This window comes from Mycolicibacter acidiphilus (assembly GCF_018455725.1).
GTDB classification, from domain to species: Bacteria; Actinomycetota; Actinomycetes; order Mycobacteriales; family Mycobacteriaceae; genus Mycobacterium; species Mycobacterium acidiphilum.
The window spans coordinates 77,501-103,258 of the sequence record NZ_JAHCLR010000006.1 but is presented as its reverse complement, the minus strand read 5'-3'; the positions used below and the strand labels follow the sequence as shown (position 1 = coordinate 103,258).

The window sequence follows — 25,758 nt, the reverse complement described above, 5'->3', positions numbered from 1 at the left end:
TGTATCGGCGGTGCACCAGGCGCACGCCGGTTTCTTCACCCTACCGCCCGGTGCCGACGTTGCCCCGGGTCTACGTCGTGAGTTGAGCGACGAGTTGAACCGCGTTGTCGACCGAGTCCAACAGCGCGCCGACGTGGGCTTTGCTGCCACGCAGCGGTTCCAGGGTGGGGATGCGCACCAGCGACTCGCCGCCCAGGTCGAAGATCACCGAGTCCCAGCTGGCCGCGGCGATATCGGCCCCGAACCGCCGCAGACATTCGCCGCGGAAGTAGGCGCGGGTGTCGGTGGGCGGATTGTGCACGGCGTCGAGCACCTGCTGCTCGGTGACCAGCCGCTGCATCGAGCCGCGGGCGACCAGCCGGTTGTAGAGCCCCTTGTCCAGGCGCACATCGGAGTACTGCAGGTCGATCAGGTGCAGTCGCGGCGCCGACCAGGTCAGGTTCTCCCGCTGCTTGAAACCTTCCAGGAGACGCAGTTTGGCCGGCCAGTCCAGCAGGTCGGCGCATTCCATCGGATCGCGCTCCAGCTGATCGAGCACCCGGGCCCAGGTCTCGACGACGTGCGTGGCCCGCGGGTCGGGGTCGCGGGCGTCGACCAGCTTCGACACCCGTTCCAGGTAAATCCGTTGCAGCGCAAGCGCGGTCATCTCGCGGCCGTCGGCCAGCGCGACGGTGGCCCGCAGTGACGGGTCCCGGCTGATCACGTGCACGGCGCGCACCGGGCGAGCCAGGGTCAGATCCGACAGGTCGATCCCGCGCTCGGGGCCCTCCTCGATGAGATCGAGCACCAATGCGGTGGTGCCGACCTTGAGGTAGGTCGACATCTCGGCCAGGTTGGCGTCGCCGATGATGACGTGCAGCCGGCGATATTTGTCGGCGTCGGCGTGCGGCTCGTCGCGGGTGTTGATGATGCCGCGCTTGAGGGTGGTCTCCAGCCCGACCTCGACCTCGATGTAGTCGGCGCGCTGCGACAGCTGGAAACCGGCCTCGTCACCGGCCGGACCGAGACCCACCCGACCGGACCCGGTGATCACCTGCCGGGACACCAGGAACGGGGTCAACCCGGTGATGATCGACGAGAACGGCGTCTGCCGGCTCATCAGATAGTTCTCGTGGGTGCCGTAGGAGGCGCCCTTGTTGTCGATGTTGTTCTTGTACAGCTGCAGCTTCGCCGCGCCCGGCACGCTGGCGACGTAGCGCGCGGCGGCCTCCATCACCCGTTCACCGGCCTTGTCCCAGATCACCGCGTCGAGCGGGTCGGTGACCTCCGGCGCGGAGTACTCCGGGTGGGCGTGGTCGACGTAGAGCCGGGCACCGTTGGTGAGGATCATGTTGGCCGCCCCGACCTCGTCGGCGTCGATGATCGGAGCGGGCCCGGTCGAGCGACTCAGGTCGAACCCGCGGGCGTCGCGCAGGGGCGATTCCACCTCGTAGTCCCAGCGGGTGCGTTTGGCCCGCGGCAGCCCGGCGGCGGCGGCGTAGGCGAGCACGGCCTGCGTCGAGGTGAGGATCGGATTCGCGGTCGGATCCGACGGCGAGGCGATACCGTATTCGACTTCGGTCCCGATGATCCGCTGCATCGCTCCAGCCTAGGCGAGAGCGCGGGGGTGACTCCCACTGGCGACCCACTGCCGCGAACGTGCAGAACTGTCCGGCCCCACCCGGGGCTTCGCCGGTGAAGTGTGCACGCTCGCGGCGATACGGTCCTACAGGTACTGGCCCAGGTTGGATTCGGTGTCGATGGCGCGGCTGGCACTCGAACTCTTGCCGGTGACCAGCGTGCGGATGTAGACGATCCGCTCGCCCTTCTTACCCGAGATCCGCGCCCAGTCATCAGGATTGGTGGTGTTGGGCAGGTCCTCGTTCTCGGCGAATTCGTCGACGATCGAGTCCAGCAGGTGCTGGATGCGCAGGCCCGGCTGACCGGTCTCCAGCACCGATTTGATCGCGTTCTTCTTCGCCCGGTCGACGACGTTCTGGATCATCGCCCCGGAGTTGAAGTCCTTGAAGTACATGACTTCCTTGTCACCGTTGGCGTAGGTGACCTCCAGGAACCGGTTGTCGTCGATCTCGGCGTACATCCGGTCGACGACCTTCTCGATCATCGCCTTGATGCACAGCGTCCGGTCGCCGCCGAACTCGGCGAGGTCGTCGGCGTGCACCGGCAGATCCACGGTCAGGTACTTGGAGAAGATGTCCTGCGCGGACTCGGCGTCCGGGCGCTCGATCTTGATCTTGACGTCGAGGCGGCCGGGCCGCAGGATCGCCGGGTCGATCATGTCCTCGCGGTTGGAGGCGCCGATCACGATGACGTTCTCCAGGCCCTCGACACCGTCGATCTCGCTCAGCAGCTGCGGAACGACCGTCGTCTCCACGTCCGAGGAGACACCGGTCCCGCGGGTGCGGAAGATCGAGTCCATCTCGTCGAAGAACACGATGACCGGGGTGCCCTCCGACGCCTTCTCCCGGGCACGCTGGAAGATCAGCCGGATGTGCCGCTCGGTCTCGCCGACGAACTTGTTCAGCAGCTCTGGGCCCTTGATGTTGAGGAAGTACGACTTGGCCTCATGCGAGTTGTCGCCGCGCACCTCGGCCATCTTCTTCGCCAGCGAGTTGGCGACCGCTTTGGCGATCAGCGTCTTGCCGCAGCCGGGCGGGCCGTAGAGCAGCACGCCTTTGGGTGGGCGCAGCGCGTACTCCCGGTAGAGCTCCTTGTGCAGGAACGGCAGCTCCACCGCGTCGCGGATCTGCTCGATCTGCCGGCCCAGGCCACCGATGTCGCTGTAGCTGACGTCGGGCACCTCCTCGAGCACCAGGTCTTCGACCTCGGCCTTGGGGATACGCTCGAAGGCGTAGCCGGCCTTGGTGTCCACCAGCAGCGAGTCGCCGGGGCGCAGCTTGCGGGGACGCCGGTCGTCGGCGGCGGCGTCCGGAATGGTCTCGGGCAGGTCCTCGGCGACCAGCGGCTCGGCCAGCCAGACGATGCGCTCCTCATCGGCGTGGCCCACCACCAGTGCGCGATGCCCGTCGGCCAGCACCTCGCGCAGGGTGGAGATCTCCCCCACCGACTCGAACGCGCCGGCCTCGACGACGGTCAGCGCCTCGTTGAGCCGGACGGTCTGGCCCTTGTGCAGGGTTTTCGCGTCGATGTTCGGCGAGCAGTTCAGCCGCATCTTGCGGCCCGAGGTGAACACGTCGACGGTGTCGTCGTCGTGGACGGCCACCAGCACGCCGTACCCGCTCGGCGGCTGACCGAGCCGGTCGACCTCCTCCCGCAGCGCGAGCAGCTGCTGCCGCGCGTCTTTGAGGGTGTCCATCAGTTTGGAATTGCGGGTGGTGAGCGACTCGATGTGCGCCTCGAGCTGACGCACGTCACGCCCGACCCGCGCGGTGCTGTGCGCGCCGGGTGCGCTGTCCAGTTGGTCCCGCAGCACCGCGGCTTCGCGGCGCAGTTCCTCGAGTTCTGCGAAGTCCTCGCCCGAAGCGGAAGCTCCGAAGCCCTCAGAACGCTCAGCGTCTCCCATGTGCTCCATAGTGCGCTCCTTTCCCGAACTGGAAGTTGAAGCGAACGGCTACCTCAACGCTACCGGCCATTGTGCATTGGCGTGCGCACTGACAATCCGACACACCGGCCGCGCTGTTAGCCTGAGCGGGAAATCTCGTCACCGAAAGGACCGCGTTGACCGTGAAATCCCTAGCCACAGGTGTTGTCGCCGCCGCGATGATCGGTGCCGCCGGCACAGCTGTGAGCTGCCTGGCAACCGTCGCGCCCGCCGCCGCCGAGGCGCCTGCGGTGGTGTTCTTCGCGCCGATGCCGCTGGATCCGGCTGCCGCTGTGCCACAACCGGATCAGCTGACCGACGTCCTCAACACGCTGGCCGACCCGGGTATCCCCGCCGCCGGCAAGTCCAACCTCATCGAGGGCGGCCTCGGCCCGCTGGAGATGAGCGTGATGGACCGCAAGATGGCCAAGGGCGTGCAGAACGGCAAGTTCCCGCTGTCGATCAGCGTCGCCAACATCGCCCCGGCCGGAATCGGCGCGGCCACCGCCGACGTCACCGCGTCCGGCCCGAAGATGGAACCGCGCTCGGTCAACCTCAGGTTCGTCGACCAGGACGGCTGGAAACTGTCCAAGACCTCGCTGATGACGCTGTCGCAGATGACCTCGTCGAACTGATCGCGGCTGGATGCACCGGCAACGCGCAACCATCATCGCCGCCGCACTGGCGGCGGTGATCGGATTGTCCGGTTGCACGCATCACGCAGCGCCCACGCTGCCGCTCGACGAACCCGAGACAACCTCGGCGTCGGCGACCGAGCCGCCCGCGGGAGCGCTGCCCGCACCGGAGGCGCTGACCGACGTGCTGTACCGGCTGGCCGACCCGGGGGTTCCCGGCGCCGACAAGTTGACCCTCATCGAGGGCACGCAGCCCGCCGATGCCGCCACCATCGACCGGTTCAGCACCGCGTTGCGCGACGGCGGCTACCTGCCGATGACGTTCGGCGCGACCGACGTCACCTGGTCGAGTCGGTATCCGGGAAATGCGACCGCCGACGTCAGCATCACCACCAACAAGCCCGAGGGCAGCGAGTTCACCTTCCCGATGGAGTTCAAGCCCTATCAGGGCGGCTGGCAACTGTCCCGGCAGACCGCCGAGACGCTGCTGGCGTTCGGCAAGGCGCACGCCCCGGCCACCCCCACCCCGTGACCATGTGGATCGGCTGGCTGGAATTCGACGTGCTCCTCGGTGACGTGCACTCGCTCAAACAGAAACGGTCCGTGGTGCGTCCGATCATCGCGGAGTTGCAGCGTAAGTTCACGGTGTCGGCCGCCGAGACGGATTCGACCGATCTGCACCGACGCAGCGGCATCGGAGTGGCGGCGGTCTCCGGCGACCGCGGCCATCTGGTGGACGTGCTGGATGCGGTCGAACGATTGGTGGCCGCGCGTCCCGAGATCGAACTGCTGTCAGTGCGCCGCGGCATGAGCCGCAGCGACGACTGACGGCACCTCAGTCAGGTCTGCTTGCGGCGGCGCCGCACCGGCGCGACCGCGCCCGGCGCAAGGCGGCGCACCGAGACCAGAAACGCGGTGTGCCCGCGCATGTTGTGCTGCGGGCGCACCGCCAGCCCCACCACGTCCCAGCCGCGCTGCAGGGTCTCCCAGGACCGCGGCTCGGTCCAGCACTGCTGCGCGCGCAGCGCCTCGACCACCTGCGAAAGCTGCGTGACAGTAGCGACGTAGACGATCAGCACACCGCCGGGCACCAGCACCCGTGACACCGCGTCGAGCACCTCCCACGGCGCGAGCATGTCGAGTACCACCCGGTCGATCGAGCCGTCGGGCAGGTCGGTGTCGGAGATGTCGCCGAGCACCAGCCGCCAGTTGTCCGGCTCCCCGCCGAAGAACGTGTCGACGTTGCGGCGGGCGTGCACCGCGTGGTCGTCGCGCACCTCGTAGGAGATGACCTGCCCCTCGGAGCCCACCGCCCGCAGTAGCGAACAGGTCAGCGCGCCCGATCCGGCCCCGGCCTCCAGCACCCGGGCGCCGGGGAAGATGTCACCCTCGTGGACGATCTGCGCGGCGTCCTTGGGGTAGATGACCTGGGCTCCGCGGGTCATCGACATGACGTAGTCGGCCAGCAGCGGCCGCAGCGCCAGGAAGGCGTCACCGCCGACGGACTGCACCACGCTGCCCTCCGGCAGCCCGATCAGCTCGTCGTGGCCGATCGCCCCGCGGTGGGTGTGGAACTCCGTGCCGGCGGCCAGCACGATCGTGTAGCGCCGCCCCTTGGCGTCGGTCAGCTGAACCCGATCGCCTTCGCAGAACACCCCGGTCGTCGTCACGAACGTGCAGCCTACGCACCGGCTCCCCTGCGCCTGGCCTTAGGCTGGCTAACCATGTGTGCGACGACCGGCAGCTACTACCGTCGGGCCGGCACCGACGTCTTCGACTCCACCTCGCTGACCCGCAGCAACTGGGGCCCGAACCTGCAGCACGGCTCACCGCCGCTGGCCCTGCTCACCCGGGCCGCCGAAGACCTGATCGCCGGCACACCGATGCGCATCGCCCGGTTGAGCCTGGACATCCTCGGGGCGATCCCGGTGGCTCGGCTGCGGGTGCAGGCCCGGGTGCAACGGCCGGGACGGCGGATCTGCCTGCTCAGCGCTGCGATGTGCGTCGACGGGGACGACCGGCCGGTGGCGCAGCTCAGCGCGTGGGTACTGGCGACCAGCGACACCGCGGATGTTGCCGCCGACCGGCACCCGCCGCTGGTCGAGGGCCCCGTCCAGCCACCGCCGGACTGGTTCGGTAGGACCGCCGGGTACGCCCAATCCGTCGAGTGGCGGGTTCAGCCGGACAACGCCGACGGCACCGCAGTGGCCTGGTTGAAGCCGGTGGTGGCGCTGATCGACGACGAGGCGACGACGCCGCTGCAGCGGCTGGCGATGGTGGTCGACTCGGCCAACGGGGTCGGCGCAGCGCTGGACATGGACCGCTACACGTTCATGAACACCGACACCGTCGTGCACCTGCACCGGCTGCCGAGCGGCGACGACTTCGGGTTGCAGGCGCGGGCATCGGTGGGACCGGACGGTATCGGCGTGACCACCGCGGAGCTCTTCGACCGGACCGGGTTCATCGGCACGTCGGCGCAGACGATCCTGGTGCAGCAGCGCTGACGCGGCCGGCTCAGAACACCGGCGGCACCGGGCAGTGCAGCACGCCGCAGACGGTGCGCAGCAACTCCGACTCCTCCACGGTGAGAACCCGATCGGCCATCACGGTCGTCACGACGGCGGAGACCACGGCCGCCTTGTCGTTGCCTTCGAGCCCATCGATCACCGGCCACACCTGTTCGAGGACGGACACCCCGAGACCCGGCATGAACGGAATGCTTTGCTGCGGGTACGCCACCGCGATGCCCGCCTGGAACGCCGCGGCCGCGGCCTGCGGGTCGCTGTTGCCGGTCTGCGCCAGCACCGCGAGCAGGTTGCAGACGGCGCCCTGTGCCCCGGCCAGGTTCTGCCGTCGACTCTGCCATGGCGACCCGGAAGTCAGGGCCTCATGCAGATGCACGAAAACCAGTGTGCCGAGGCAGTATTCGAAGACGTCGACTCGCCCGTCGGCGTTGATCAGCTCACCGAGCACTGAGGTCATCAGTCGCGTCTCGGTCGCTGGGCGGCTCCGCAACGCGGGAAAGGCGATGGCCGCAACCGGCAGTCGCAGCTGCGGGTCGAGGTTGAGCAGTTCACCGGCGCAGCGCCACGCCTCGTCGGCCAGCGGCTTTCCATGATGCCGCGCGATGACGGTGTACTGGGCTTGGCGCACATCGGGTTTACGGTCGAACACCAGGCCGTAGATCAGCGGCACCACGGTGTCCGGGTTGTGGGCGAGATGGGCGATCCGCTGTGGAATCGCATCGCGCATCCGCGCGCCCGCCGCGTAGGAGGCGGCCGTCGGGTTGCCGACGGCCGCGGTGTAATCACCCGCGCTGCGCGGCCCGGGCGGCGGTGCCACCGAACCGCCGGCGAAGTTCATCTGCGCGTCCTCGGCCAGTCCGTTCGGCCGCTGGCGAGACCAGCGGCGACGCAGCGCTTCGAGGTTGCCGGCGGCGAAATCCGGTTCGAAGACCCGGATCCGGTCGAGCAACGGTGGGTGCGTCGCGTACAGCGAGGACAGCTTCATGCCCGCTCCGAACAGCATGTGGCTGACGTTCTCCACCTTGGCGCTGTTGAGCTGCGAGCCGGCTTCTAGACCGCCGATCTTCTTCAGCGCCCCGGTCAGGCCGCTGGCCTGCCGGGTGTATTGCACGGCTGAGGCGTCGGCGAGGTACTCCCGCTGCCGGGAGACCGCCGCTTTGATCAGCCGGCCGAAGAACACCCCGATCCAGCCCGCGGCCATGATCACCAGCCCGGCCAACCACAGCGGAATACCGTTGCCACGATCCCGGTCCCGACTGCTGCGCCCGTCGCCGGAGTAGTACAGCACCCGCCCGATCACCGCCAGTACCGTGATCCCGGCCAGCACGCCGATCAGCTTGAGGCTCAACCGCATATCGCCGTTGACGATGTGACTGAACTCGTGGGCGATCACGCCCTGCAACTCGTCGCGGTTGAGCATGTCGAGTGTGCCCTGGGTGACGCACACGACCGCGTCGGCCGGGGTGTACCCGGCCGCGAACGCATTGATCGCCGGTTCGTTGGGCAGGTGGTAGAGCACCGGGACCGGGGTGCTCGCAGCGATCGCGATCTCCTCGACGACGTTGCGATACCGCTTGAGTTGCGGGTCGTCCGGCATGTCCGGCACCCGCACGCCGCCGAGACTCTCGGCGACCTTGATCCCGCCGCCGTGCCGCAGCATCAGTGTCTGCACCACCGACACCGCACCGATCATCAGCAGCACGAAGACGCTGACAGCCAGCGTGACCAGAACGAGTTGCTCCGTCGTCACCGGTTGAGGCAGGGCCGACGTCGCGAACGCGACCAGTGGCACGTCCACCACCGCGGTGATCCCGAGCACCGCGAGGATGAACAGGAACACCATCCTTTTCGACGCCGCGCGGACCTTGCGCTGGCGCTCGAAGAAATCCATGGCGTGCGGTTAGAACTGCACGCGCGGAACCTCGCGCGTCTCCGGGCCGGCCTCCAGCGGCGCCGCCGCGGTGAAACCGAACGTTCCGGCGATCATGTTGGCGGGGAACACTTCCCGCTTGTTGTTGTACGCCAGCACCGCGTCGTTGTACGCCTGCCGCGCGAACGCGACCCGGTTCTCCGTCGACGTCAGCTCCTCGGACAGCTGCATCATGTTCTGGCTGGCCTTCAGATCCGGGTAGGCCTCGCTCAGCGCGAACAGCCGGCCCAGGGCACCGCTCAGCGCCTGCTCGGACGACGCCAGCTTCCCCATCGCCTCGGGGTCGCCGGGGTTGGCGCTGGCCGCGGCCTGCGCGGTGACGGCGGTGTTGCGCGCGGCGACGATCGCCTCCAGGGTGCCCCGCTCATGCGCCAGGTAGGCCTTGGCGGTCTCCACCAGGTTCGGGATCAGGTCGTGCCGTCGGGTCAACTGGACGTCGATCTGGGCGAAGGCGTTCTTGTAGCCGTTCCGAGCGCGCACCAACCCGTTGTAGACGCCGAGCACGCTGAAAACGACGAGCGCCAGGACGGCGATGACGACGATGACGGAAATGCTCATGCTCTCCACCTCTGCTCTCGATGCGCGACCGCGCGCCCTATCGTTTCACAGGTTGCGGATTAAGGCTTGCTACAGCACCGCGGTGACGGCGGCGATCGCGAACCCGCCCAGGGCGGCGACACTGTCCTCCAGCAGCGCGACCGGCAGGTCATGGCCGCCGTTCGCGGCGACCATCCGCTCCCGCAGACCCACGCCCACCAGTGCGCCGATCACCGCACCGATCATCGCCGCACCGAGGGCCGTCCAGGTGTAGTTCCAGGCGGTGCCCAGCACGGCTCCGGCGAACGCGCCCAGCAGGATTCGCGCGACGAACTGCACGGCGGCCGTGCGCCGGGGCACCCCGGGCAGCAGATCGACGACGAGTTCGGCGACGGCCAGCACTGTCAGCACGGCGACGGTCACCGGCCGGCTCAGCCACTCCGCCCAGGTGCCGTCCAGGTTGATCCAGTGCAGGGCGGCCGCCCACGCCATCACCGCCGGGGCGGTGAACGCCCGTAGACCGGCGACGGCGCCGATCAGCAGCGCCAGGGCCAGCACGTAGAAATGCGTCACCACAACCTCCCGGGCCATCCACGACGACAACCGGACGCTAACACGGCAGCTGCCGCGTCAGCGGCTCAACGGACACTGTTCAAAATCGGCAGAAGCGGATGTCCGAGGCCAGAATCGCCTTCGCGCCGATCGCGGCCAGCTCATCCATGATCGTGTTGACGCCGCGGCGCGGCACCAGCGCACGGACCGCCGCCCAGTCCGGATCGGCGAGCGGGGCGATGGTCGGCGATTCCAGACCCGGGGTGATCGCGGTGGCCGCGTCGAGTACCGAACGGGGGCAGTCGTAGTCCAGCATCAGGTACTGCTGGCCGAACACCACACCTTGCACGCGGGCGGCCAGCTGGTCGCGCGCCGCCGCGGTCTCGGCACTGCGGCCGTTGGGCTGTGCAGCTTCGATCAGCACCGCCTCGGAATCGCAGAGGGACTCACCGAACGCGACCAGTCCGTGCGCCCGAAGCGTGCGCCCCGAGCCGACGACGTCGGCGATCGCGTCGGCGACACCGAGTTGGATCGAGATCTCGACGGCGCCGTCGAGCCGGATGACGGTGGCCTCAATACCCATGGTGGCCAGGTCATTGCGGACCAGGTTCGGGTAGGCGGTGGCGATCCGCAGCCCGGCCAGATCGGTGACGGCCCAGTCCCGGCCGGCCGGTGCGGCGTAGCGGAAACTCGACGCGCCGAAGCCCAGCGCCAGCCGTTCGGCGACCGGGGCCCCGGATTCGGCGGCCAGGTCGCGCCCGGTGATGCCGAGATCCAGCTCGCCGGAGCCGACGTAGATGGCGATGTCCTTGGGCCGCAGGAAGAAGAACTCGACCTTGTTCGCCGGGTCGATGACGGTGAGGTCCTTGGCGTCGGTGCGACGCCGGTAGCCGGCCTCGGCCAGCACCTCGGCGGCCGCCTCGCTCAGCGCGCCCTTGTTCGGAACCGCGATACGCAACATGGCCGGGGTCACAGCTTCCGGTACACGTCGGCCAGGGTCAGCCCGCGGGAGAGCATCAGCACCTGCGTCCAGTACAGCAACTGGCTGATCTCCCCGGCCAGCGCGTCGTCGGACTCGTGTTCGGCGGCCAGCCAGACCTCGCCGGCTTCTTCGAGGATCTTCTTGCCCAGGGTGTGCACGCCCGCGTCCAGTGCGGCGACCGTGCCGCTGCCGGCCGGGCGGGTCCGCGCGCGCTCACCGAGTTCAGCGAACAGGGCTTCGAAGGTCTTCACGGGCAGCGATTGTTTCATGCCCCGACCGGCAAAGTCACGCCGGATTAGGCGTGGTCGGGCATGTCCTCCAGCGACACGCCCCGGGTTTCGCGGACCCAGCGCCACACGAACAGCCCCGACAGCAGCGCATTGAGGGTGTACGCGGCGAACGCGAGGCCCAGTGCTCCGCTGAGCACCGGGAACGTCGCCGCGATCACCCAGTTCGCCAGCCACTGTGCCGCGGCCCCCAGTCCGAGCGCGGCCGCCCGGATCCGGTTGGGGAACATCTCCCCCAGCAGCACCCACACCACCGGCCCCCAGGACACCCCGAACGCGATCACGAACAGGTTCGCCGCGACCAGGGCGACGGCCCCGGGCACCGGCGCCAGGTGCGGGGCGCCGTCGACGATCGGGGCGCGCGCGAACAGGACCGTCATGGTGGCCAGGGTGACGGTCATGCCCGCCGACCCGGCCAGCAGCAGCCGTCGTCGGCCGACCCGGTCGATCAGGCCGATCGCGACGACGGTGACGGCGACGTTCACCGCGTTGGTGGCGACGGTGATCGCGAACGACGAGCTCACCCCGAACCCGACGGCCTGCCACAGCACCGTCGAATAGAAGAAGATCACGTTGATCCCGACGATCTGCTGGAACACCGCCAGCCCCAGGCCCACCCAGACGATCGGGTACAGCCCGCCGCCCGGACGGTGCAGCACCCGCCACGACGGCGGCACCTCGTGGCCCAGCGTTTCGCGGATCGCGTCGACGGTGGCGTCGGCGTCACGTTCGCCGTACAGCAGCGCGATCACCCGGCGGGCCTGCGGAAGGCGTTGCACGGCAACCAGATGCCGCGGTGATTCCGGCAGGGTGATCGTCATTGCACCGTAGGCCAGCGCGGGAATCGCCTCGGCGAAGAACATCCACCGCCAGGCGGGCAGTCCGAGCCACAGGTCGGCGTCCGCGCCGCCGGCCAGCGCCATCAGCGCCCAACCCACCAGTGGCGCAACGAAAATGCCGCAGACGATCGCCAGCTGCTTCAGCGAGCCGAGCCGGCCGCGCAGCTGCGGCGGGGACACCTCCGCGATGTAGGCCGGTATCACCGCGGAGGTCACGCCGATGCCGAGGCCACTGATCACCCGGAAGACGACAAGCACCTCGATGTCGATGGCCAGGCCCGCACCGACCGCGCCGATCACGTACAGCGCGGCGGCCAGGCGCATCACCGCCAGCCGGCCGAGCCGGTCGGCGATCCGCCCGGTCAGGATCGCACCCACCGCGGCGCCCAGCAGCGACACCCCGGCGACCATGCCCAATACGACGGGGCCGATCACGAATTCGTCGCGGATCGCACCGATCGTGCTGTTGATCAGCGAGACGTCGTAGCCGAACACCAGCCCGCCGATCGCGGCGGCCGACGCGGCCCGAACTGCTACGCGTGCGTGCACAGCTGCGCGTGGACGTCCCGCAGATCCGCTACCGTCAGACCCGCCAGCGAGACGACGTGGTGCCGGCCCGGGCCGGTCGGGACCTCGATGTGGTTGGGCACCACCAGCACCGGGCAGCCCGCCGCTTCGGCGGCGGCGGTGCCGGTCACCGAGTCCTCCACGGCCAGGCAGTCCGCCGGCTCGATGCCGAGCAGTTCCGCCGCCCGCAGGTACGGGTCGGGGGCCGGCTTGCCACGCGGCACCTCGTCACCGCAGACGGTCGCCGTGAAGTAGTGCCGGCCGATGGTGTCGAACGCCCGCTCGGCGAGCGCCCGCGGGGTGTTGGTCACCAGTGCCATCGGAACGCCCTGGGCAGCAAGGGAGTCCAGCATCTCCCGGGCGCCGTCGCACCAGGGCAGTCCGGCGTCGAACAGGCCGGCGGTGTAGTCGTGCATCCAGTGCGCCGTCGCCGCCATCGCCGCCGGGTCCGGGATCAAGCCCAGGTCGTCGTAGACGATCCGCATGGTGTCCTGCGCACTGCCGCCGATCGTCGACTCGCGCACCGCGGGCGTCAGCACCCCGCCCAGGTGCGCGTACAGCGCCTCCATCGCGACGTCCCACAGCTTCTCGGAGTCGACCAGGGTGCCGTCCATGTCCCACAGCACCGCCCGCAACCCCGACATCAGGTGTTGAAATACTTGGCTTCGGGGTGGTGCAGCACGAAGGCGTCGGTGGCCTGCTCGGGATGCAGCTGGAACTCCTCGGAGAGCTCCACCCCGATGCGGTCCGGTTCCAGCAGCGCGACGTTCTTGGCGCGCTCCTCCAGGTTGGGGCAGGCTCCGTAGCCGAACGAGAACCGGGACCCGCGGAAGCCGAGCTTGAAGTACTCCTCGATGGTGTCGGGGTCCTCCGACGACATCGGCCGGTTGCCGGCGAACATCAGTTCGTCGCGGATCCGCCGGTGCCAGGTCTCGGCCAGCGCCTCGGTGAGCTGCACGCCCAGTCCGTGGACCTCCATGTAGTCCCGGTAGGAGTTCTTGGCGAACAGGTCGTTGGCGTAGTCGGCGATCCGGGGACCCATCGTCACCAACTGCACCGGCCAGACGTCGACCTCACCCCGCTCGACGGCCATCTCGCGGGACCGGATGAAGTCGGCGATGCACCAGAACCGGCCGCGCTGCTGACGCGGGAAGCTGTAGCGGAACCGCTCCGGTGCGTCCGGGCGCGGTTCGGTCAGCACGATGACCTCGTTGCCCTCGGAGACCACCGGGAAGTAGCCGTACACCACGGCTGCGGTCGCCAGCACCCCGTCGGTGGAGAGCCGGTCCAGCCAGTACCGCAGCCGCGGCAGGCCCTCGGTCTGCACCAGTTCGTCGTAGCTCGGGTCGTCCGGGCCGCCGCGGCCGCCGCGCAGGCCCCACTGGCCGCGGAAGACGGCGCGCTCGTCGAGGTGCTTGGCGAAGTCGGCGACGGCGAGGCCCTTGATCACCCGCGACCCCCAGAACGGCGGGACCGGGATCTCGTTGTCGGTGGCGACGTCGGAGCGCGCGGGCACCACCAGGTCGGCGGCCTCCTTGTCGCGGCGCTTGGCGGCGATCTCCAGGGACCGTTCGCGGCGGGCCCGACGTTCGGCCTTCTTCTCCCGGGCGGCGATCGCCTCCGGGCTGTTCGGGTCCAGTCCCCCGCCGCGCTTGACGGTCATGATGTCGTCCATCAGCCGCAGGCCCTCGAACGCGTCGCGGGCGTAGTGCACCTCGCCCTTGAAGATGTCGGCCAGGTCGTCCTCGACGTAGGCGCGGGTCAGCGCGGCGCCGCCGAGCAGCACCGGCAGTTCCTCGGCGACCCCGCGGTCGTTCATCTCCTCGAGGTTTTCCTTCATGACCACGGTGGACTTCACCAGCAGCCCGGACATCCCGACGACGTCGGCCTTCTTCTCCTTGGCCACGTCGAGGATGGTCGCGATCGGCTGCTTGATGCCGATGTTGATGACCTCGTAGCCGTTGTTGCTCAAGATGATGTCGACGAGGTTCTTGCCGATGTCGTGCACGTCGCCCTTGACGGTGGCCAGCACGATGCGGCCCTTGCCGGCGTCGTCCTCGGACTTCTCCATGTGCGGTTCCAGGTAGGCGACCGCGGCCTTCATCACCTCGGCGGACTGCAGCACGAACGGCAGCTGCATCTGCCCGGAGCCGAACAGCTCACCGACGGTCTTCATGCCGTTGAGCAGGTCGTCGTTGATGATCGCCAGCGGCGACTTCTGGCCCATCGCCTCGTCGAGGTCGGCTTCCAGCCCGTTGCGCTCGCCGTCGACGATGCGCCGCGCCAGCCGCTCCAGCAGCGGCAGCGCGGCCAGTTCGGCCAGCCGGGTCTCCTTGTTCGACGCCGCCGAGACGCCCTCGAACATCGCCATCAGTTCCTGCAGCGGGTCGTAACCCTCACGCCGGCGGTCATAGACCAGATCCAGGGCGCAGTTGCGCTGGTCTTCGGGGATCCGGCTGATCGGCACGATCTTCGAGGCGTGCACGATCGCCGAGTCCAGCCCGGCCTCCTGGCATTCGTGCAGGAACACCGAGTTGACCACCTGGCGGGCGGCGGGGTTCAGCCCGAACGAGATGTTCGACAGGCCCAGCGTGGTCTGCACGTTCGGGCGGCGGGACTTGAGCAGCCGGATCGCCTCGATGGTCTCGATGCCGTCCTTGCGGGACTCCTCCTGACCGGTGGCGATGGTGAACGTCAGGGTGTCGATCAGGATCGAGGATTCGTCGACGCCCCAGTTGCCGGTGATGTCGTCGATCAGCCGCTCGGCGATCGCCACCTTCTTCTCCGCGGTGCGGGCCTGACCCTCCTCGTCGATGGTCAGCGCCACCACCGCGGCGCCGTGCTCGGCGACCAGCTGCATCGTCTTCTGGAACCGGGACTCCGGGCCGTCGCCGTCCTCGTAGTTGACCGAGTTGATGATGCTGCGCCCGCCGAGGTGCTCCAGGCCGGCCCGCAGCACCGGGACCTCGGTGGAGTCCAGCACGATCGGCAGCGTGGACGCGGTGGCCAACCGGCTGGCGATCGCGGCCATGTCGACGGCGCCGTCGCGGCCGACGTAGTCCACGCACAGGTCGAGGACGTGGGCGCCGTCGCGGGTCTGGTCCTTGGCGATGTCGAGGATCTGCTGATAGTCCTCGGCCAGCATGGCGTCGCGGAACCCGCGCGAGCCGTTGGCGTTGGTGCGCTCCCCGATGACCAGGATCGAGTTGTCCTGACGCAGGGTGGTCATCGAGTACAGCGACGACGCCGCCGGCTCGTAGCTGATCTGCCGTTCAGCGGGCTTGACCGCCGCGACCGCCTGCGCGACCTGGCGGATGTGCTCGGGCGTGGTGCCGCAGCAGCCGCCGACCATCTGCAGGCCGAACTCGGTGACGAAGCCGGTCAGCGCCTCGGCGAGTTCCTCGGCGCCCAGCGGGTATTCGGCGCCGTTCTTGCCCAGCACCGGCAGCCCGGCGTTGGGCATCACCGACACCGGGATGCGGGCGTGCCGGGACAGGTAGCGCAGGTGCTCGCTCATCTCGGCGGGCCCGGTGGCGCAGTTCAGCCCGATCATGTCGACGCCGAGCGGTTCGATGGCCGTCAGCGCCGCGCCGATCTCACTGCCCAGCAGCATGGTGCCGGTGGTCTCCACGGTGACGTGGCTGATGATCGGGATGTGGCGGCCGGCCTGCTTCATGGCCCGGCGCGACCCGAGCACCGCGGCCTTGAGCTGCAGCAGGTCCTGGCAGGTCTCCACCAGGATCGCGTCGGCGCCGCCGTCCAGCATGCCCAGCGCTGCCTCGGTGTAGGCGTCACGGATCACCGCGTACTCGGTGTGACCCAGCGTCGGCAGCTTGGTGCCCGGTCCCATCGAGCCGAGCACGTAGCGCTTGCGGTCGGCGGTGGCGAACTCGTCGGCGGCCCGGCGGGCGATCGCGGTGCCCTTCTCGGACAGCTCGCGGATCTTGTCGGCGATGTCGTAGTCGCCGAGGTTGGACAGGTTGCAGCCGAACGTGTTGGTCTCGACCGCGTCGGCGCCGGCCTCCAGGTACGCGCGGTGAATGGTCTCCAGCACGTCGGGGCGGGTTTCGTTGAGGATCTCGTTGCAACCCTCAAGCTGCAGGAAGTCGTCCAGTGTCAGATCCGCTGCCTGCAGCTGCGTGCCCATTGCCCCGTCACCCACCAGGACCCGTTGGGACAGGACCGAGAGCAGGTCGGTGTCGTAGGCACGGTCATTTTGAGCAGTCACCTGGCAAGAATAGCGGTGCGATGAAAATCGCTGGTCGCGCATCGGCACGGCGGATCGGCGCAGGCCTTACCCTGACGGTGTGACCCGACCGGATGACGTCACCGTCCTGCCCGAACTGCACGGCACCATCGTGGTGGCCGCGTTCGAGGGCTGGAACGACGCCGGCGACGCGGCCAGTGACGCAGTGCAGCACCTCAACAACATCTGGGACGCCCGCCTGCTCGTCGAGATCGACGACGAGGACTACTACGACTACCAGGTCAACCGTCCGGTGATCCGGCAGGTCGACGGGGTGACCCGGGAACTGGTGTGGCCGTCGATGCGCGTCACGCACTGCCGCCCGCCGGGCAGCGACCGCGACATCGTGCTGATGCACGGGGTGGAACCGAACATGCGCTGGCGCACGTTCTGCGCCGAACTGCTGGAGATCATCGAAGAGCTCGACGTGGACACGGTGGTGATCCTGGGTGCGCTGCTGGCCGACACCCCGCACACCCGCCCGGTCCCGGTGTCCGGGGCGGCGTACTCCGCGGAATCAGCCGAGCGGTTCGGCCTGACCGAGACCCGCTACGAGGGGCCCACCGGCATCACCGGGGTTTTCCAGGACGCCTGCGTGGCGGCCGGCATTCCGGCGGTGACGTTCTGGGCGGCGGTGCCGCACTACGTGTCGCAGCCGCCCAACCCCAAGGCGTCGGTGGCGCTGCTGCGCCGGGTGGAGGACATCCTCGACATCGAGGTGCCCCTCGGTGACCTGCCCACCCAGGCCGAGGAGTGGGAACTGGCGGTCACCGAGATGGCCAGCGAGGACGACGAGATCGCCGAGTACGTGTCGACGCTGGAGCAGCGCGGCGACGCCGAGGTCGACGTCAACGATGCGCTGAGCAAAGTCGACGGCGACGCGCTGGCCGCGGAGTTCGAGAAGTATCTGCGGCGACGACGGCGGTGAGCGAGACCCAGTGCCCGGTCACCCGAGCGGAGGCTCGCGCAGCCGCTCTGAAGTGGGCCGACGATCCATCATCCGTCACCGAGATCGTCTACGACGCGTTCAACTCCGACGAGCGCAGCGGTGGTTACGCGTTCATTTGCGACCGCGGCTTGACCATCTGTGGCATCGACGGCGGTGCGCAGTGGTCGGTGGATCCTGGGGACGACGAGAGTAGGCGCGCCAAGATCGACCGCTATTGGCAGCAGTCCCAACACAACAATCGGCTGCTCCGCCTCGAAGACGTCAGCGATTACCACCGGGTCGCCATCGCCGCCCTAGTGGCGGGCGTGAAGAGCGTCGGTGATCTCCCTGCCGGAGCACGTTCCGGCGTGACCGATACCGCACAACTCGACTGGTTGTTGGTGCAGCTACGCCGACAGGCACCGGTATGCACCGAGGCCGCGGCGCTGCGCGCGCTGGCCCGCGTTGACTGGCTTCTCGAAACACCCGACCACGGTGACCGAGCCCATCCGTGCCCCGTCTGCGGCCATCCTGCGGTGGGAATAGCCTGGCATTTCATCACCGTCTGCGACGAGTGTTATCCGAATACGGCCTGCCGTGACGGGCGAGTAGTCACCGGTTACAACACCGAACTCATGGGCGGCTTCGAGATCGCGCACGTCGACGACGGCAGCATTTGCAATCATGGGGCGATCCGGATCGAGGGCCACCCGGTCCAGATGGGCGAGGCGAAGTTCGGCGGCGTGTTCGTCGGCGCCGATCCTGCCCGAGACGCCGACGCCGAGCGTGCGTAAACCAGGGAGTGCTACCCCTTCTCGATGCCCTTGGTGTAACTGCTGGTCGACCGGCCCAGCGCAGCGACCTCGGCGTCCATCCGCGGCATCAGCTCACCGGCCTGCTTGCCGATCTGGGCCTCGGCGAACGGGCTCGACAGCAGCGGCTTGAGCCAGCGGAACGCCCCCACCCAACCGGGGCAGTACACCCGGACACTGCGCTTCTCAATGCCCTTGACGAACGCATCCGCGCACGCCCCCACCGACGTGGTCTTGTTCAGCGGCCAGGGCAGTTTCGCGAGCATCTCCGCGGCGGTCGACAGGTCCTTCTTGGTGTCGCGGACCAGTGCGGTGTCGATCCAGGACATGTGCGCCGAGCCGACGGCCACCCCGCGACCGGCCAACTCCAGCCGCAGCGCGTTGGCGAGGTGCTCGGCCCCGGCCTTCGACGCGTCGTAGGGCAGCATCCCGGGTGCTGCGGTGAACGCCGCCAGCGACGACACCACCAGCACATACCCGCGCCGGTCGATGATCGACGGCAGCGTGGCCCGCACGGTGTTGAACACCCCGACCAGGTTGACGTCGATGACCTGCCGGAACGCCGCCGGGTCCACCCCGAGCACCGAGCCGTAGCTGGCGATGCCGGCGTTGGCCACCACCGCGTCGATGCCACCGAACTTCTCGATGCCGGCTGCCGCGGCCGCCTCCATCGCCTCAAGGTCGCGCACGTCGGCGGCCACGGTCAGCACCCGGTCGCCGCCGAGTTCGTCGGCGACGGCCTTGAGCTGGACCTCGTCCAGGTCGGTCAGCACCAGCTTGGCGCCCTTGCGGTGCAGCCGACGGGCCGCCTCCGCGCCGATGCCGTGGGCACCGCCAGTGATGAACACGACCTGGTTGTTGACAGACTTCACAGGGCTCATCCGCCGAACGGTACCACCGGTACCGAGAACTACAGCCGCACGCCCAGCAATGCGTCGACCGCGGTCGCCACCAGTGCGGGCGCCACCGTGTCATGGCCCCCGTACTCCACGGCGTCGGCAACCCAGCCATCCAGTGCGGCAAGCGCTTTGACGGTGTCCAGGTCATCGGCGAGATAGCGGCGCAGCCGGGCGACGACGTCGTCGGCGGCCGGGCCGGCAGGCAGTGCGACAGCGGTGCGCCACCGCGCCAGCCGGGCCTGCGCGTCGGCGAGCGTCGTCTCGTCCCAGAACCGGTCGGACCGGTAGTGCCCGGCCAACAGACCCAGCCGGATCACGGCCGGCTCCACCCCCTGCTCGCGCAGTTTGGACACCAGCACCAGGTTGCCGCGGCTCTTGGACATCTTGTGCCCGTCGAGGCCGATCATTCCGGCGTGCACGTAGTGCCGGGCGAAGCGTCGCTCACCGGTGACGCATTCACCGTGTGCGGCGGAGAACTCGTGGTGCGGGAACACCAGATCCGAACCGCCGCCCTGAATGTCCAGGCCGGTGCCGATGCGGCTCAGTGCGATCGCCGTGCACTCCACATGCCAGCCGGGGCGGCCGGCCCCGAACGGCGACGGCCAGCTGGGCTCCCCCGGCCGCGCCGCCCGCCACAGCAGGGCGTCGAGTGGGTCGGTCTTGCCGGCCCTGTCCGGGTCGCCGCCGCGCTCACCGAACAGCTCCAGCATGGTGGCGCGGTCGTAACCGGACTCGTAGCCGAACCAGGCGGTGGCGTCGGCGCGGTAGTAGACGTCTGGGTATTCGCCGTCGACGACGTAGGCCGCCCCGGCGGCCACCATCTTCTCGACCAGTTCGATGACCTCGGTGATCGCCTCGGTGGCGGCCACGTAGTGCTGCGGCGGCAGTACCCGCAGCGCGGTCATGTCGGCGGCGAACAGCTCCACCTGCTCGGCCCCCAGTTGCCGCCAGTCCACCCCGTCGCGGTCGGCGCGTTCGAACAGCGGGTCGTCGACGTCGGTGACGTTCTGCACGTAGGTGACGTCATGCCCGGCGTCCAGCCACAGCCGGTGGATCAGGTCGAACGCCAGGTAGGTGGCCGCGTGGCCGAGGTGGGTGGCGTCGTAGGGGGTGATGCCGCAGACGTACATGGTGGCCGTTTTCCCCGGTGACACCGGGCGGACCTGACGGTCGGCGGTGTCGTACAGGCGCAGCGCCGGTCCCCGCCCGGGCAGTGCGGGAACGTCCGGCGCGGGCCACGATTGCATGGCCTCGACTTTAAGGCCCGCGACCCGACCGGCCACCGCCCGGATCACCCCGACGCCGCTGACCCCGGTGTTAGCCTGCCGCGATGGCAGCCGACAACTTCCGCTTCCACGACATGGATACCGGCCCGGCGGAACTGGCCGGGCAGCTTCCACGCAATGCCACGTACATGGGGTTCCGGCCCGGCCCAGACCGCCCCGACTACTGCATCTTCATGCTGGAGAAGCCGCTGCAGTGGATTCTGCCGGCGGGATTCGATGAGAGCCGCTTCGCCCCCGACGGGATGGTCCGCACTGTTCCCGAATTCGGCCGGGTCGCCTCAGTCCCGTCCGTGCTGGCGTTTACCCGTCTGGTCGGTGATCGGATCGATCCGAGCGCCCGGAAACTGCCGGTCGGGCTGGCCTACATCCTGAACTGGAACCTCGGCCAGGAGGCCGTCGTCGACTTCGACAAGGTGCACTACGCAGCGGTGGTGCACCTGTCCGCACAGCCGGACCCGGGCGGCGCCCCCACCGGCTGAGTCAGAGCAACGCCTGCCGGATCGCGTCCAGCAATATCGGCGCCACCTCGTGCCGACACATCAGCAGGTCGGGCAGGTAGGGGTCGGGCCGGTTGTAGCGCAGCGGGGAGCCGTCCAGCCGGGAGGCGTGCAGCCCGGCGGCCAGCACCACCCCCGCCGGCGCCGCCGAATCCCACTCCCACTGGCCGCCGGCGTGCAGGTAGGCGTCCACGTCGCCGCGCACCACGGCCATCGCCTTGGCGCCCGCCGATCCCATCGGCACCGGCTCGATCGGCACCGTCGGGCGCAGGCGTCGCAGCAGCGCCGGCATCCGGTTGGCGCTCACCGCGACCCGGATGGTCTGCAGCGCACCGGTCAGCGGCGCCCGTTCGGCGACGGTGTCGGTGCGGTAGACGACGTTGCCGTAGGCGGGCAGGCCCACCGCCGCATCGGTGATGACGCCCGGACCGTCACCGTCGCGCTGCCACAGCGCGATGTGCACCGCCCAGTCGTCGCGGCCACGGGTGGTGAACTCGCGGGTGCCGTCCAGCGGGTCGATGATCCAGACCCGATCCGAGCGCAACCGGATCAGGTTGTCCGGGGACTCCTCGCTGAGCACGGCGTCATCCGGTCGAACTTCCTTCAACCGCTTGAGGATTCGATCGTTGGCCATCTGGTCGCCGATGTCGCCGAGTCGCCACGGCTGGTCGAACCCGACCTCGTCGCGCACCGCCAGCAGCAGCTGCCCGGCGTCTGCGGCCAGTTCGGCGGCCAGGGCGGCATCGGTCAGTGTCACGGCTGCGATTATCCCGGCTCGTCGGTTTCCAGCAGTCGCTTGGGGTGCATGCCGTCGACCTGGCCGATGAACGGCGGGTGGATGCTGTAGCCGAGCATCCGGCGGATGTCCTCGGAGACGACGCGCACCGTGTCGCGGGTCGCCGACAGCGTGAACGCCTCCTGCGGGCGCAGCCACGGCTCGCAGTACTGCGCGGTCACCGCCAACCGGTCGTGCGGCGAGCGGTTCGCACCGCCGCCGTGCCACAGCGTGCCGCCGAAGAACACGCAGGATCCGGCCGTCATCAGCACGGGTTCGCGCTCGGTCTCGGCGGGCTGACGATCGGCCCACAGCTGACTGCCGGGCACCACGTCGGTGGCGCCATTGTCGGCCGTGAAATCGTCGATCGCCCAGATCGTGGCCGCCCCCAACGCTTTTCGTGGCCGTGGGATCGGGTAGAAGCCGTCATCGGTGTGCAGCATCTGCGCCTGCTCACCGGGCCGGATGTTGATCACCTGCAGCATCGACAGCAGGTAATTCGGCAGGAACAGCCGGTCCAGCAGGGCCAGCACCCGCGGGTGGTCGACGATCCGGTCGCACGAGCGGGTCTTGTTCAGCACGCTGTACACCCGTTGCGTCGCCCGGCCTTCGAAACCGTTGCGGCCGGTGTGATCCAGCAACGGCGTCACCTCGGCGCGGATCTCCGCCAACTCGGCAGCACTGAGCAGATCCGGCAGGATGACGTACCCGTCGCGCTCCAGGGCGGCCAGATCCGCATCGACCACCGCCGGATCGACGCTGTCGCCGCTGCTCGCGGTGCGCCGGTACGTGCCGGCCAGATCCTTGTCCAGCAGGTCCGCCACCAGCTTCACGTCCTCACCCATCAGCGGGCCTCCTTCGATCGGGGCGCATCAGAACGCCGGCCAGGGTATCGGGCGATACCGGTCCGGGGCCGGCATCACCGGATGATCCAACAGGCCGCAGGCGCGTGATCGCAGCGCGCTGATCTCCCCGGTGGTCACGTGCGGTCGCAGCGACTCGGCCAGCGGACCGGACAGCGCGTCGACGAGCCCGGACACCGCCGCCAGGGCGTCGTCGTCGATCTTCTGCCCCGCCCAGCCCCACAGCACCGTGCGCAGCTTGTCCTCGACGTGCAGGCACAGACCGTGGTCCACCCCGTACACACCGCCGTCGACACCGGACAGGATGTGGCCGCCCTTGCGGTCGGCATTGTTGACCAGCACGTCGAACACCGCGATCCGGCGCAGCCGGGTGTCGTCGGCGTGCACCAGCAGGACCGGATCGCCGCCGTGATCGCGGGCCTGCAGCACCGGCAGATATCCGGGTGGCACCGCACCGGCGGGGACGACGTCGACCAGGCCCGGTCCGGGGTCCGGGTCCCCGTCGTCGAGCACATCACCGGGCTGCTGCACCCACCGCTGCAGCATGCCCGACCCGGCCGGCCCGTCTCGAATGATGGTGTGGGGCACGATGTTCCAGCCCAACTGCACCGAGATGAGGTACGCGCCGAGTTCTCGCCCGGCCAGCGTGCCATCCGGGAAGTCCCACAGCGGCTGTTCGCCGGCGACCGGCTTGTACACGCAGTGCACCCGGTGCTCGTCGAGCGTCGACTCGCACAGGAAGGTGGCGTTGCTCGCCGAGCGGATCCGTCCCAGGACCGTCAGCTGCCCGCGGCGCAGCACCTCACGGTCGTCAGGCTTCGGGGGCATCGTCGGGCTCGAAAGCGCCGCGCCGGTAGCCGTTGGTGCGAACACAGATGTGCCCGGCCGGGTCCAGCGGTTCGTCGCAGAGCGGGCACGGCGGGCGGCCGGCCGAGATGACCCGGTTGGATCGGGTGGCGAACTGCCGGGCCGACTCCGGGGTGAGGAACACCCGCACCGCGTCCGGCCCGTCCTCGGTGTCGTCGAGCACCACCGAGGCGTCGAACTCGGTGTCGCTGACCGCCAGCAACTCCACCACGACGGTCTGCGCCTCCGAGTCCCAGCCCAGTCCCATCGTGCCGACCCGGAACTCCGCGTCGACCGGGGTGATCAGCGGGTTGAGGTCGTCGATCTCGGCGGGCTCCGGCGGGACCGGGGTGCCGAACCGGCGGTTCACCTCCAGCAGCAGCGCACCGATCCGTTCGGCCAGCACCGCCACCTGCTGTTTCTCCAGCACCACCGACACCACTCGGTCGTCGTGCACCGCCTGCAGGTAGAAGGTGCGGTTTCCGGGCTGCCCGACGGTCCCGGCCACGAAGCGGTCGGGCGTGCGGAAGACGTGGATTGCTCGGGACATCGCTTCTCCAAAATACCGGCAGTACCGTTCGCACCGCCGTTTCTTGACTTACGTGGCGGTTCCACCGACGATGGCGTCGCTCACCCGGTCGTCGCGCGGGGGCGGCGCCGTCACCGCCGCCGACAGTTGCGCGCCGGTGTGGTTGAGGTGGATGACGAACGGGCGCAGCGCGGTGTAGCGGATCACGCTCACCGACGCCGGGTCGGCCACGATCCGCTGAAATGCGTCCAGGTGCACGCCGAACGCGTCGGCGATCACCGCCTTGATGACGTCGCCGTGGGTGCAGGCCACCCACAGCACGTCGGCGCCGTGCTCGTCGGCCAGCCGCCGGTCATGCTCGCGGACCGCCGCGACCGCCCGGGCCTGCACCTGCGCCAGGCCCTCGCCGTCGGGGAAGACCGCGGCGCTGGGATGCGTCTGCACCACCTGCCACAGTTCCTCGCCGGCCAGGTCGGCCATCTTGCGACCGGTCCAGGAGCCGTAGTCCACCTCGGCGAGCCGCTCGTCGACCGTCGGAGTCAGCCCGAGCGCCGCGGCCAGTGGCTCCAGCGTGTTCCGGCAGCGCAGCAGCGGCGAACGCACCAGCGCCTTGATCGCCAGGCCGCCGAGCCGGTCGGCCACCTGCGCGGCCTGCTCGCGACCGGTGTCGTCGAGGTCGACCCCCTCTGAGCGTCCGGCGAGCACACCGGCGGTGTTGGAAGTGGATCTGCCGTGCCGCAGCAGGATGACGGTCATCGGGTCGCCTAGCCCGCCATGCCGCCGGTGAGGACGCCGGTCGCCAGCAGGCCCAGGATCGTCACACCGACGACCACCCGGTATCCGACGAACCAGTACATGCTGTGGTTCACCAGGAATTTCAGGAACCAGGCGACCGCCGCCCAGCCCACGGCGAAGGCGATCACGGTGGCCACCACCAGCTGCGGCCCGGAGGCGGCCATCCCGGTGCCGGCCGGGTGGAACGCGTCGGGCAGCGAGAACAGCCCGGAGGCGAAGACGGCGGGGATCGCCAGCAGGAATCCGAATCGGGCGGCCAGTTCCCGGTCCAGACCAAGGAACAGCCCGGCGCTGATCGTCGCCCCGGACCGCGACACGCCGGGCACCAGGGCCAGCGCCTGCGCGGTGCCCACCAGCACGGCGTCCGCGAAGGTCAGATCTTCGTCGTGCCGGGTCTGCCGGCCGACGTATTCGGCGAGGGCGATCACCGCGGAGAACACCACCAGCGCGGTGGCCACCACCCACAGGTTGCGCACCCCGGACCGGATCACGTCCTTGAACACCAGGCCTAGCACGCAGATCGGGATGGTGCCGATGATGACGAACCAGCCCATCCGGTAGTCGACGTCGTCGTGGGCGGCCAGCAGCCCGCCGCCGCGGGATGGTGCGCCCGCGCTGACCCAGGACTTCCGGGTGCTGGCCATCACCCCGACCAGCCAGGCTTTGGCGATCCGCACGATGTCCTTGGCGAAATACACCACCACGGCGACCTCGGTGCCGAGCTGGGTCACCGCGGTGAACGACGCGCCGGCGTCACCGGCGAAGAACAGCCGCGACACCAGCGCCAGGTGCCCGGACGAGGAGACCGGCAGGAACTCGGTCAGCCCCTGAACGACCGCCAGGACGACGACCTGCAACCACGGCATCTCCGGTGCGCACACGAC

Annotated in this window: 26 protein-coding genes; 7 read left to right on the top strand and 19 right to left on the bottom strand. The window is 69.2% G+C overall.

Annotated features, from left to right (window positions below; all coding sequences use genetic code 11):
• Nucleotides 1-70: 70 nt before the first annotated feature.
• The gene (dop, locus tag KIH27_RS05465) at nucleotides 71-1,579 is read right to left on the bottom strand and encodes a depupylase/deamidase Dop (RefSeq protein ID WP_214091912.1); all 1,509 of its coding nucleotides are present in this window, start codon (nucleotides 1,577-1,579) and stop codon (nucleotides 71-73) included.
• Nucleotides 1,580-1,705: 126 nt separating this feature from the next.
• Nucleotides 1,706-3,523 (bottom strand): proteasome ATPase, encoded by a 1,818-nt coding sequence (gene arc / locus KIH27_RS05460; protein ID WP_214091977.1) that lies wholly within the window; start codon nucleotides 3,521-3,523, stop codon nucleotides 1,706-1,708.
• Between the two features lie 161 nt (nucleotides 3,524-3,684).
• On the opposite strand from arc, the gene KIH27_RS05455 reads away from it, so the two are divergent.
• The 3 genes from KIH27_RS05455 to KIH27_RS05445 are packed head-to-tail and all read left to right on the top strand — an operon-like array spanning nucleotide 3,685 to nucleotide 5,004.
• Nucleotides 3,685-4,176: an MTB12 family secreted protein gene (locus tag KIH27_RS05455; protein WP_307856793.1), complete on the top strand. Its 492-nt coding sequence runs from the start codon at nucleotides 3,685-3,687 to the stop codon at nucleotides 4,174-4,176.
• A 10-nt stretch (nucleotides 4,177-4,186) separates the two neighbouring features.
• Complete coding sequence (gene lppK, locus KIH27_RS05450) at nucleotides 4,187-4,708, top strand: lipoprotein LppK (protein ID WP_214091910.1); 522 nt, start codon at nucleotides 4,187-4,189, stop codon at nucleotides 4,706-4,708.
• A gap of 2 nt (nucleotides 4,709-4,710) precedes the next feature.
• Nucleotides 4,711-5,004, top strand: a complete 294-nt coding sequence (locus KIH27_RS05445) for a DUF503 domain-containing protein (RefSeq protein ID WP_214091976.1) — start codon at nucleotides 4,711-4,713, stop codon at nucleotides 5,002-5,004.
• Nucleotides 5,005-5,015: 11 nt separating this feature from the next.
• Here KIH27_RS05445 and KIH27_RS05440 read toward each other — a convergent pair whose 3' ends face one another.
• Nucleotides 5,016-5,846, bottom strand: coding sequence for a tRNA (adenine-N1)-methyltransferase (locus KIH27_RS05440; protein WP_214091909.1), 831 nt, complete (start codon nucleotides 5,844-5,846; stop codon nucleotides 5,016-5,018).
• Between the two features lie 54 nt (nucleotides 5,847-5,900).
• On the opposite strand from KIH27_RS05440, the gene KIH27_RS05435 reads away from it, so the two are divergent.
• A complete protein-coding gene (locus KIH27_RS05435; RefSeq protein ID WP_214091908.1) occupies nucleotides 5,901-6,683 on the top strand; it encodes a thioesterase family protein in 783 nt (260 codons plus the stop codon).
• Between the two features lie 10 nt (nucleotides 6,684-6,693).
• Here the strand turns inward: KIH27_RS05435 and KIH27_RS05430 are convergent, their stop codons facing one another.
• From KIH27_RS05430 to metH, 8 genes are all read right to left on the bottom strand, one after another.
• Nucleotides 6,694-8,595: a M48 family metallopeptidase gene (locus KIH27_RS05430; RefSeq protein ID WP_214091907.1), complete on the bottom strand. Its 1,902-nt coding sequence runs from the start codon at nucleotides 8,593-8,595 to the stop codon at nucleotides 6,694-6,696.
• A gap of 9 nt (nucleotides 8,596-8,604) precedes the next feature.
• Nucleotides 8,605-9,192 (bottom strand): LemA family protein, encoded by a 588-nt coding sequence (locus KIH27_RS05425; protein ID WP_214091906.1) that lies wholly within the window; start codon nucleotides 9,190-9,192, stop codon nucleotides 8,605-8,607.
• A gap of 69 nt (nucleotides 9,193-9,261) precedes the next feature.
• Entirely contained in the window at nucleotides 9,262-9,744 is a 483-nt protein-coding gene (locus KIH27_RS05420; protein WP_214091905.1) for a DUF4126 family protein, read from the bottom strand.
• A gap of 79 nt (nucleotides 9,745-9,823) precedes the next feature.
• Nucleotides 9,824-10,684 carry an ATP phosphoribosyltransferase gene (gene hisG / locus KIH27_RS05415; RefSeq protein ID WP_214091904.1) on the bottom strand — a complete coding sequence of 287 codons (861 nt, stop codon included), beginning with the start codon at nucleotides 10,682-10,684 and terminating at the stop codon, nucleotides 9,824-9,826.
• 8 nt (nucleotides 10,685-10,692) lie between these two features.
• On the bottom strand, nucleotides 10,693-10,974 hold the full coding sequence (locus KIH27_RS05410) for a phosphoribosyl-ATP diphosphatase (protein WP_214091903.1): 282 nt from the start codon (nucleotides 10,972-10,974) through the stop codon (nucleotides 10,693-10,695).
• A 26-nt stretch (nucleotides 10,975-11,000) separates the two neighbouring features.
• Complete coding sequence (locus KIH27_RS05405) at nucleotides 11,001-12,380, bottom strand: sugar porter family MFS transporter (RefSeq protein WP_214091902.1); 1,380 nt, start codon at nucleotides 12,378-12,380, stop codon at nucleotides 11,001-11,003.
• A complete protein-coding gene (locus KIH27_RS05400; protein WP_214091975.1) occupies nucleotides 12,365-13,033 on the bottom strand; it encodes an HAD family hydrolase in 669 nt (222 codons plus the stop codon). The genes KIH27_RS05405 and KIH27_RS05400 overlap by 16 nt, the downstream gene beginning before the upstream one ends.
• 8 nt (nucleotides 13,034-13,041) lie before the next feature.
• Complete coding sequence (gene metH, locus KIH27_RS05395; protein WP_250149610.1) at nucleotides 13,042-16,668, bottom strand: methionine synthase; 3,627 nt, start codon at nucleotides 16,666-16,668, stop codon at nucleotides 13,042-13,044.
• A 37-nt stretch (nucleotides 16,669-16,705) separates the two neighbouring features.
• On the opposite strand from metH, the gene KIH27_RS05390 reads away from it, so the two are divergent.
• Both KIH27_RS05390 and KIH27_RS05385 read left to right on the top strand, forming a co-directional pair.
• On the top strand, nucleotides 16,706-17,572 hold the full coding sequence (locus tag KIH27_RS05390) for a PAC2 family protein (RefSeq protein WP_214091900.1): 867 nt from the start codon (nucleotides 16,706-16,708) through the stop codon (nucleotides 17,570-17,572).
• Nucleotides 17,569-18,366 (top strand): hypothetical protein, encoded by a 798-nt coding sequence (locus tag KIH27_RS05385; RefSeq protein WP_214091899.1) that lies wholly within the window; start codon nucleotides 17,569-17,571, stop codon nucleotides 18,364-18,366. The genes KIH27_RS05390 and KIH27_RS05385 overlap by 4 nt, the downstream gene beginning before the upstream one ends.
• An 11-nt stretch (nucleotides 18,367-18,377) precedes the next feature.
• On the opposite strand, the gene KIH27_RS05380 is transcribed toward KIH27_RS05385, so the two are convergent.
• Together KIH27_RS05380 and mshC are read right to left on the bottom strand one after the other, a co-directional pair.
• A complete protein-coding gene (locus KIH27_RS05380; protein ID WP_250149609.1) occupies nucleotides 18,378-19,265 on the bottom strand; it encodes an SDR family oxidoreductase in 888 nt (295 codons plus the stop codon).
• Nucleotides 19,266-19,294: 29 nt separating this feature from the next.
• Nucleotides 19,295-20,530, bottom strand: coding sequence for a cysteine--1-D-myo-inosityl 2-amino-2-deoxy-alpha-D-glucopyranoside ligase (gene mshC, locus KIH27_RS05375; protein WP_214091898.1), 1,236 nt, complete (start codon nucleotides 20,528-20,530; stop codon nucleotides 19,295-19,297).
• Between the two features lie 83 nt (nucleotides 20,531-20,613).
• Here mshC and KIH27_RS05370 point away from each other — a divergent pair, with 83 nt between their 5' ends.
• A complete protein-coding gene (locus KIH27_RS05370; protein WP_214091897.1) occupies nucleotides 20,614-21,048 on the top strand; it encodes a hypothetical protein in 435 nt (144 codons plus the stop codon).
• Between the two features lies 1 nt (nucleotide 21,049).
• On the opposite strand, the gene KIH27_RS05365 is transcribed toward KIH27_RS05370, so the two are convergent.
• Genes KIH27_RS05365 through KIH27_RS05340 form a run of 6 tightly spaced genes read right to left on the bottom strand, consistent with a single transcriptional unit; the run spans nucleotide 21,050 to nucleotide 25,740 of the window.
• On the bottom strand, nucleotides 21,050-21,823 hold the full coding sequence (locus tag KIH27_RS05365; RefSeq protein WP_214091896.1) for a 3'(2'),5'-bisphosphate nucleotidase CysQ: 774 nt from the start codon (nucleotides 21,821-21,823) through the stop codon (nucleotides 21,050-21,052).
• A gap of 8 nt (nucleotides 21,824-21,831) precedes the next feature.
• Nucleotides 21,832-22,686, bottom strand: a complete 855-nt coding sequence (locus tag KIH27_RS05360) for a phytanoyl-CoA dioxygenase family protein (protein ID WP_214091895.1) — start codon at nucleotides 22,684-22,686, stop codon at nucleotides 21,832-21,834.
• A gap of 27 nt (nucleotides 22,687-22,713) precedes the next feature.
• Nucleotides 22,714-23,532 carry an SCO1664 family protein gene (locus KIH27_RS05355; RefSeq protein ID WP_214091894.1) on the bottom strand — a complete coding sequence of 273 codons (819 nt, stop codon included), beginning with the start codon at nucleotides 23,530-23,532 and terminating at the stop codon, nucleotides 22,714-22,716.
• Nucleotides 23,516-24,100, bottom strand: a complete 585-nt coding sequence (locus KIH27_RS05350; protein ID WP_214091893.1) for a DUF3090 domain-containing protein — start codon at nucleotides 24,098-24,100, stop codon at nucleotides 23,516-23,518. Before KIH27_RS05350 ends, KIH27_RS05355 begins: the two co-directional genes overlap by 17 nt.
• A 48-nt stretch (nucleotides 24,101-24,148) precedes the next feature.
• Nucleotides 24,149-24,835 (bottom strand): histidine phosphatase family protein, encoded by a 687-nt coding sequence (locus KIH27_RS05345; RefSeq protein WP_214091892.1) that lies wholly within the window; start codon nucleotides 24,833-24,835, stop codon nucleotides 24,149-24,151.
• An 8-nt stretch (nucleotides 24,836-24,843) separates the two neighbouring features.
• Entirely contained in the window at nucleotides 24,844-25,740 is an 897-nt protein-coding gene (locus KIH27_RS05340) for an undecaprenyl-diphosphate phosphatase (RefSeq protein ID WP_214091973.1), read from the bottom strand.
• Between the last annotated feature and the right edge of the window lie 18 nt (nucleotides 25,741-25,758).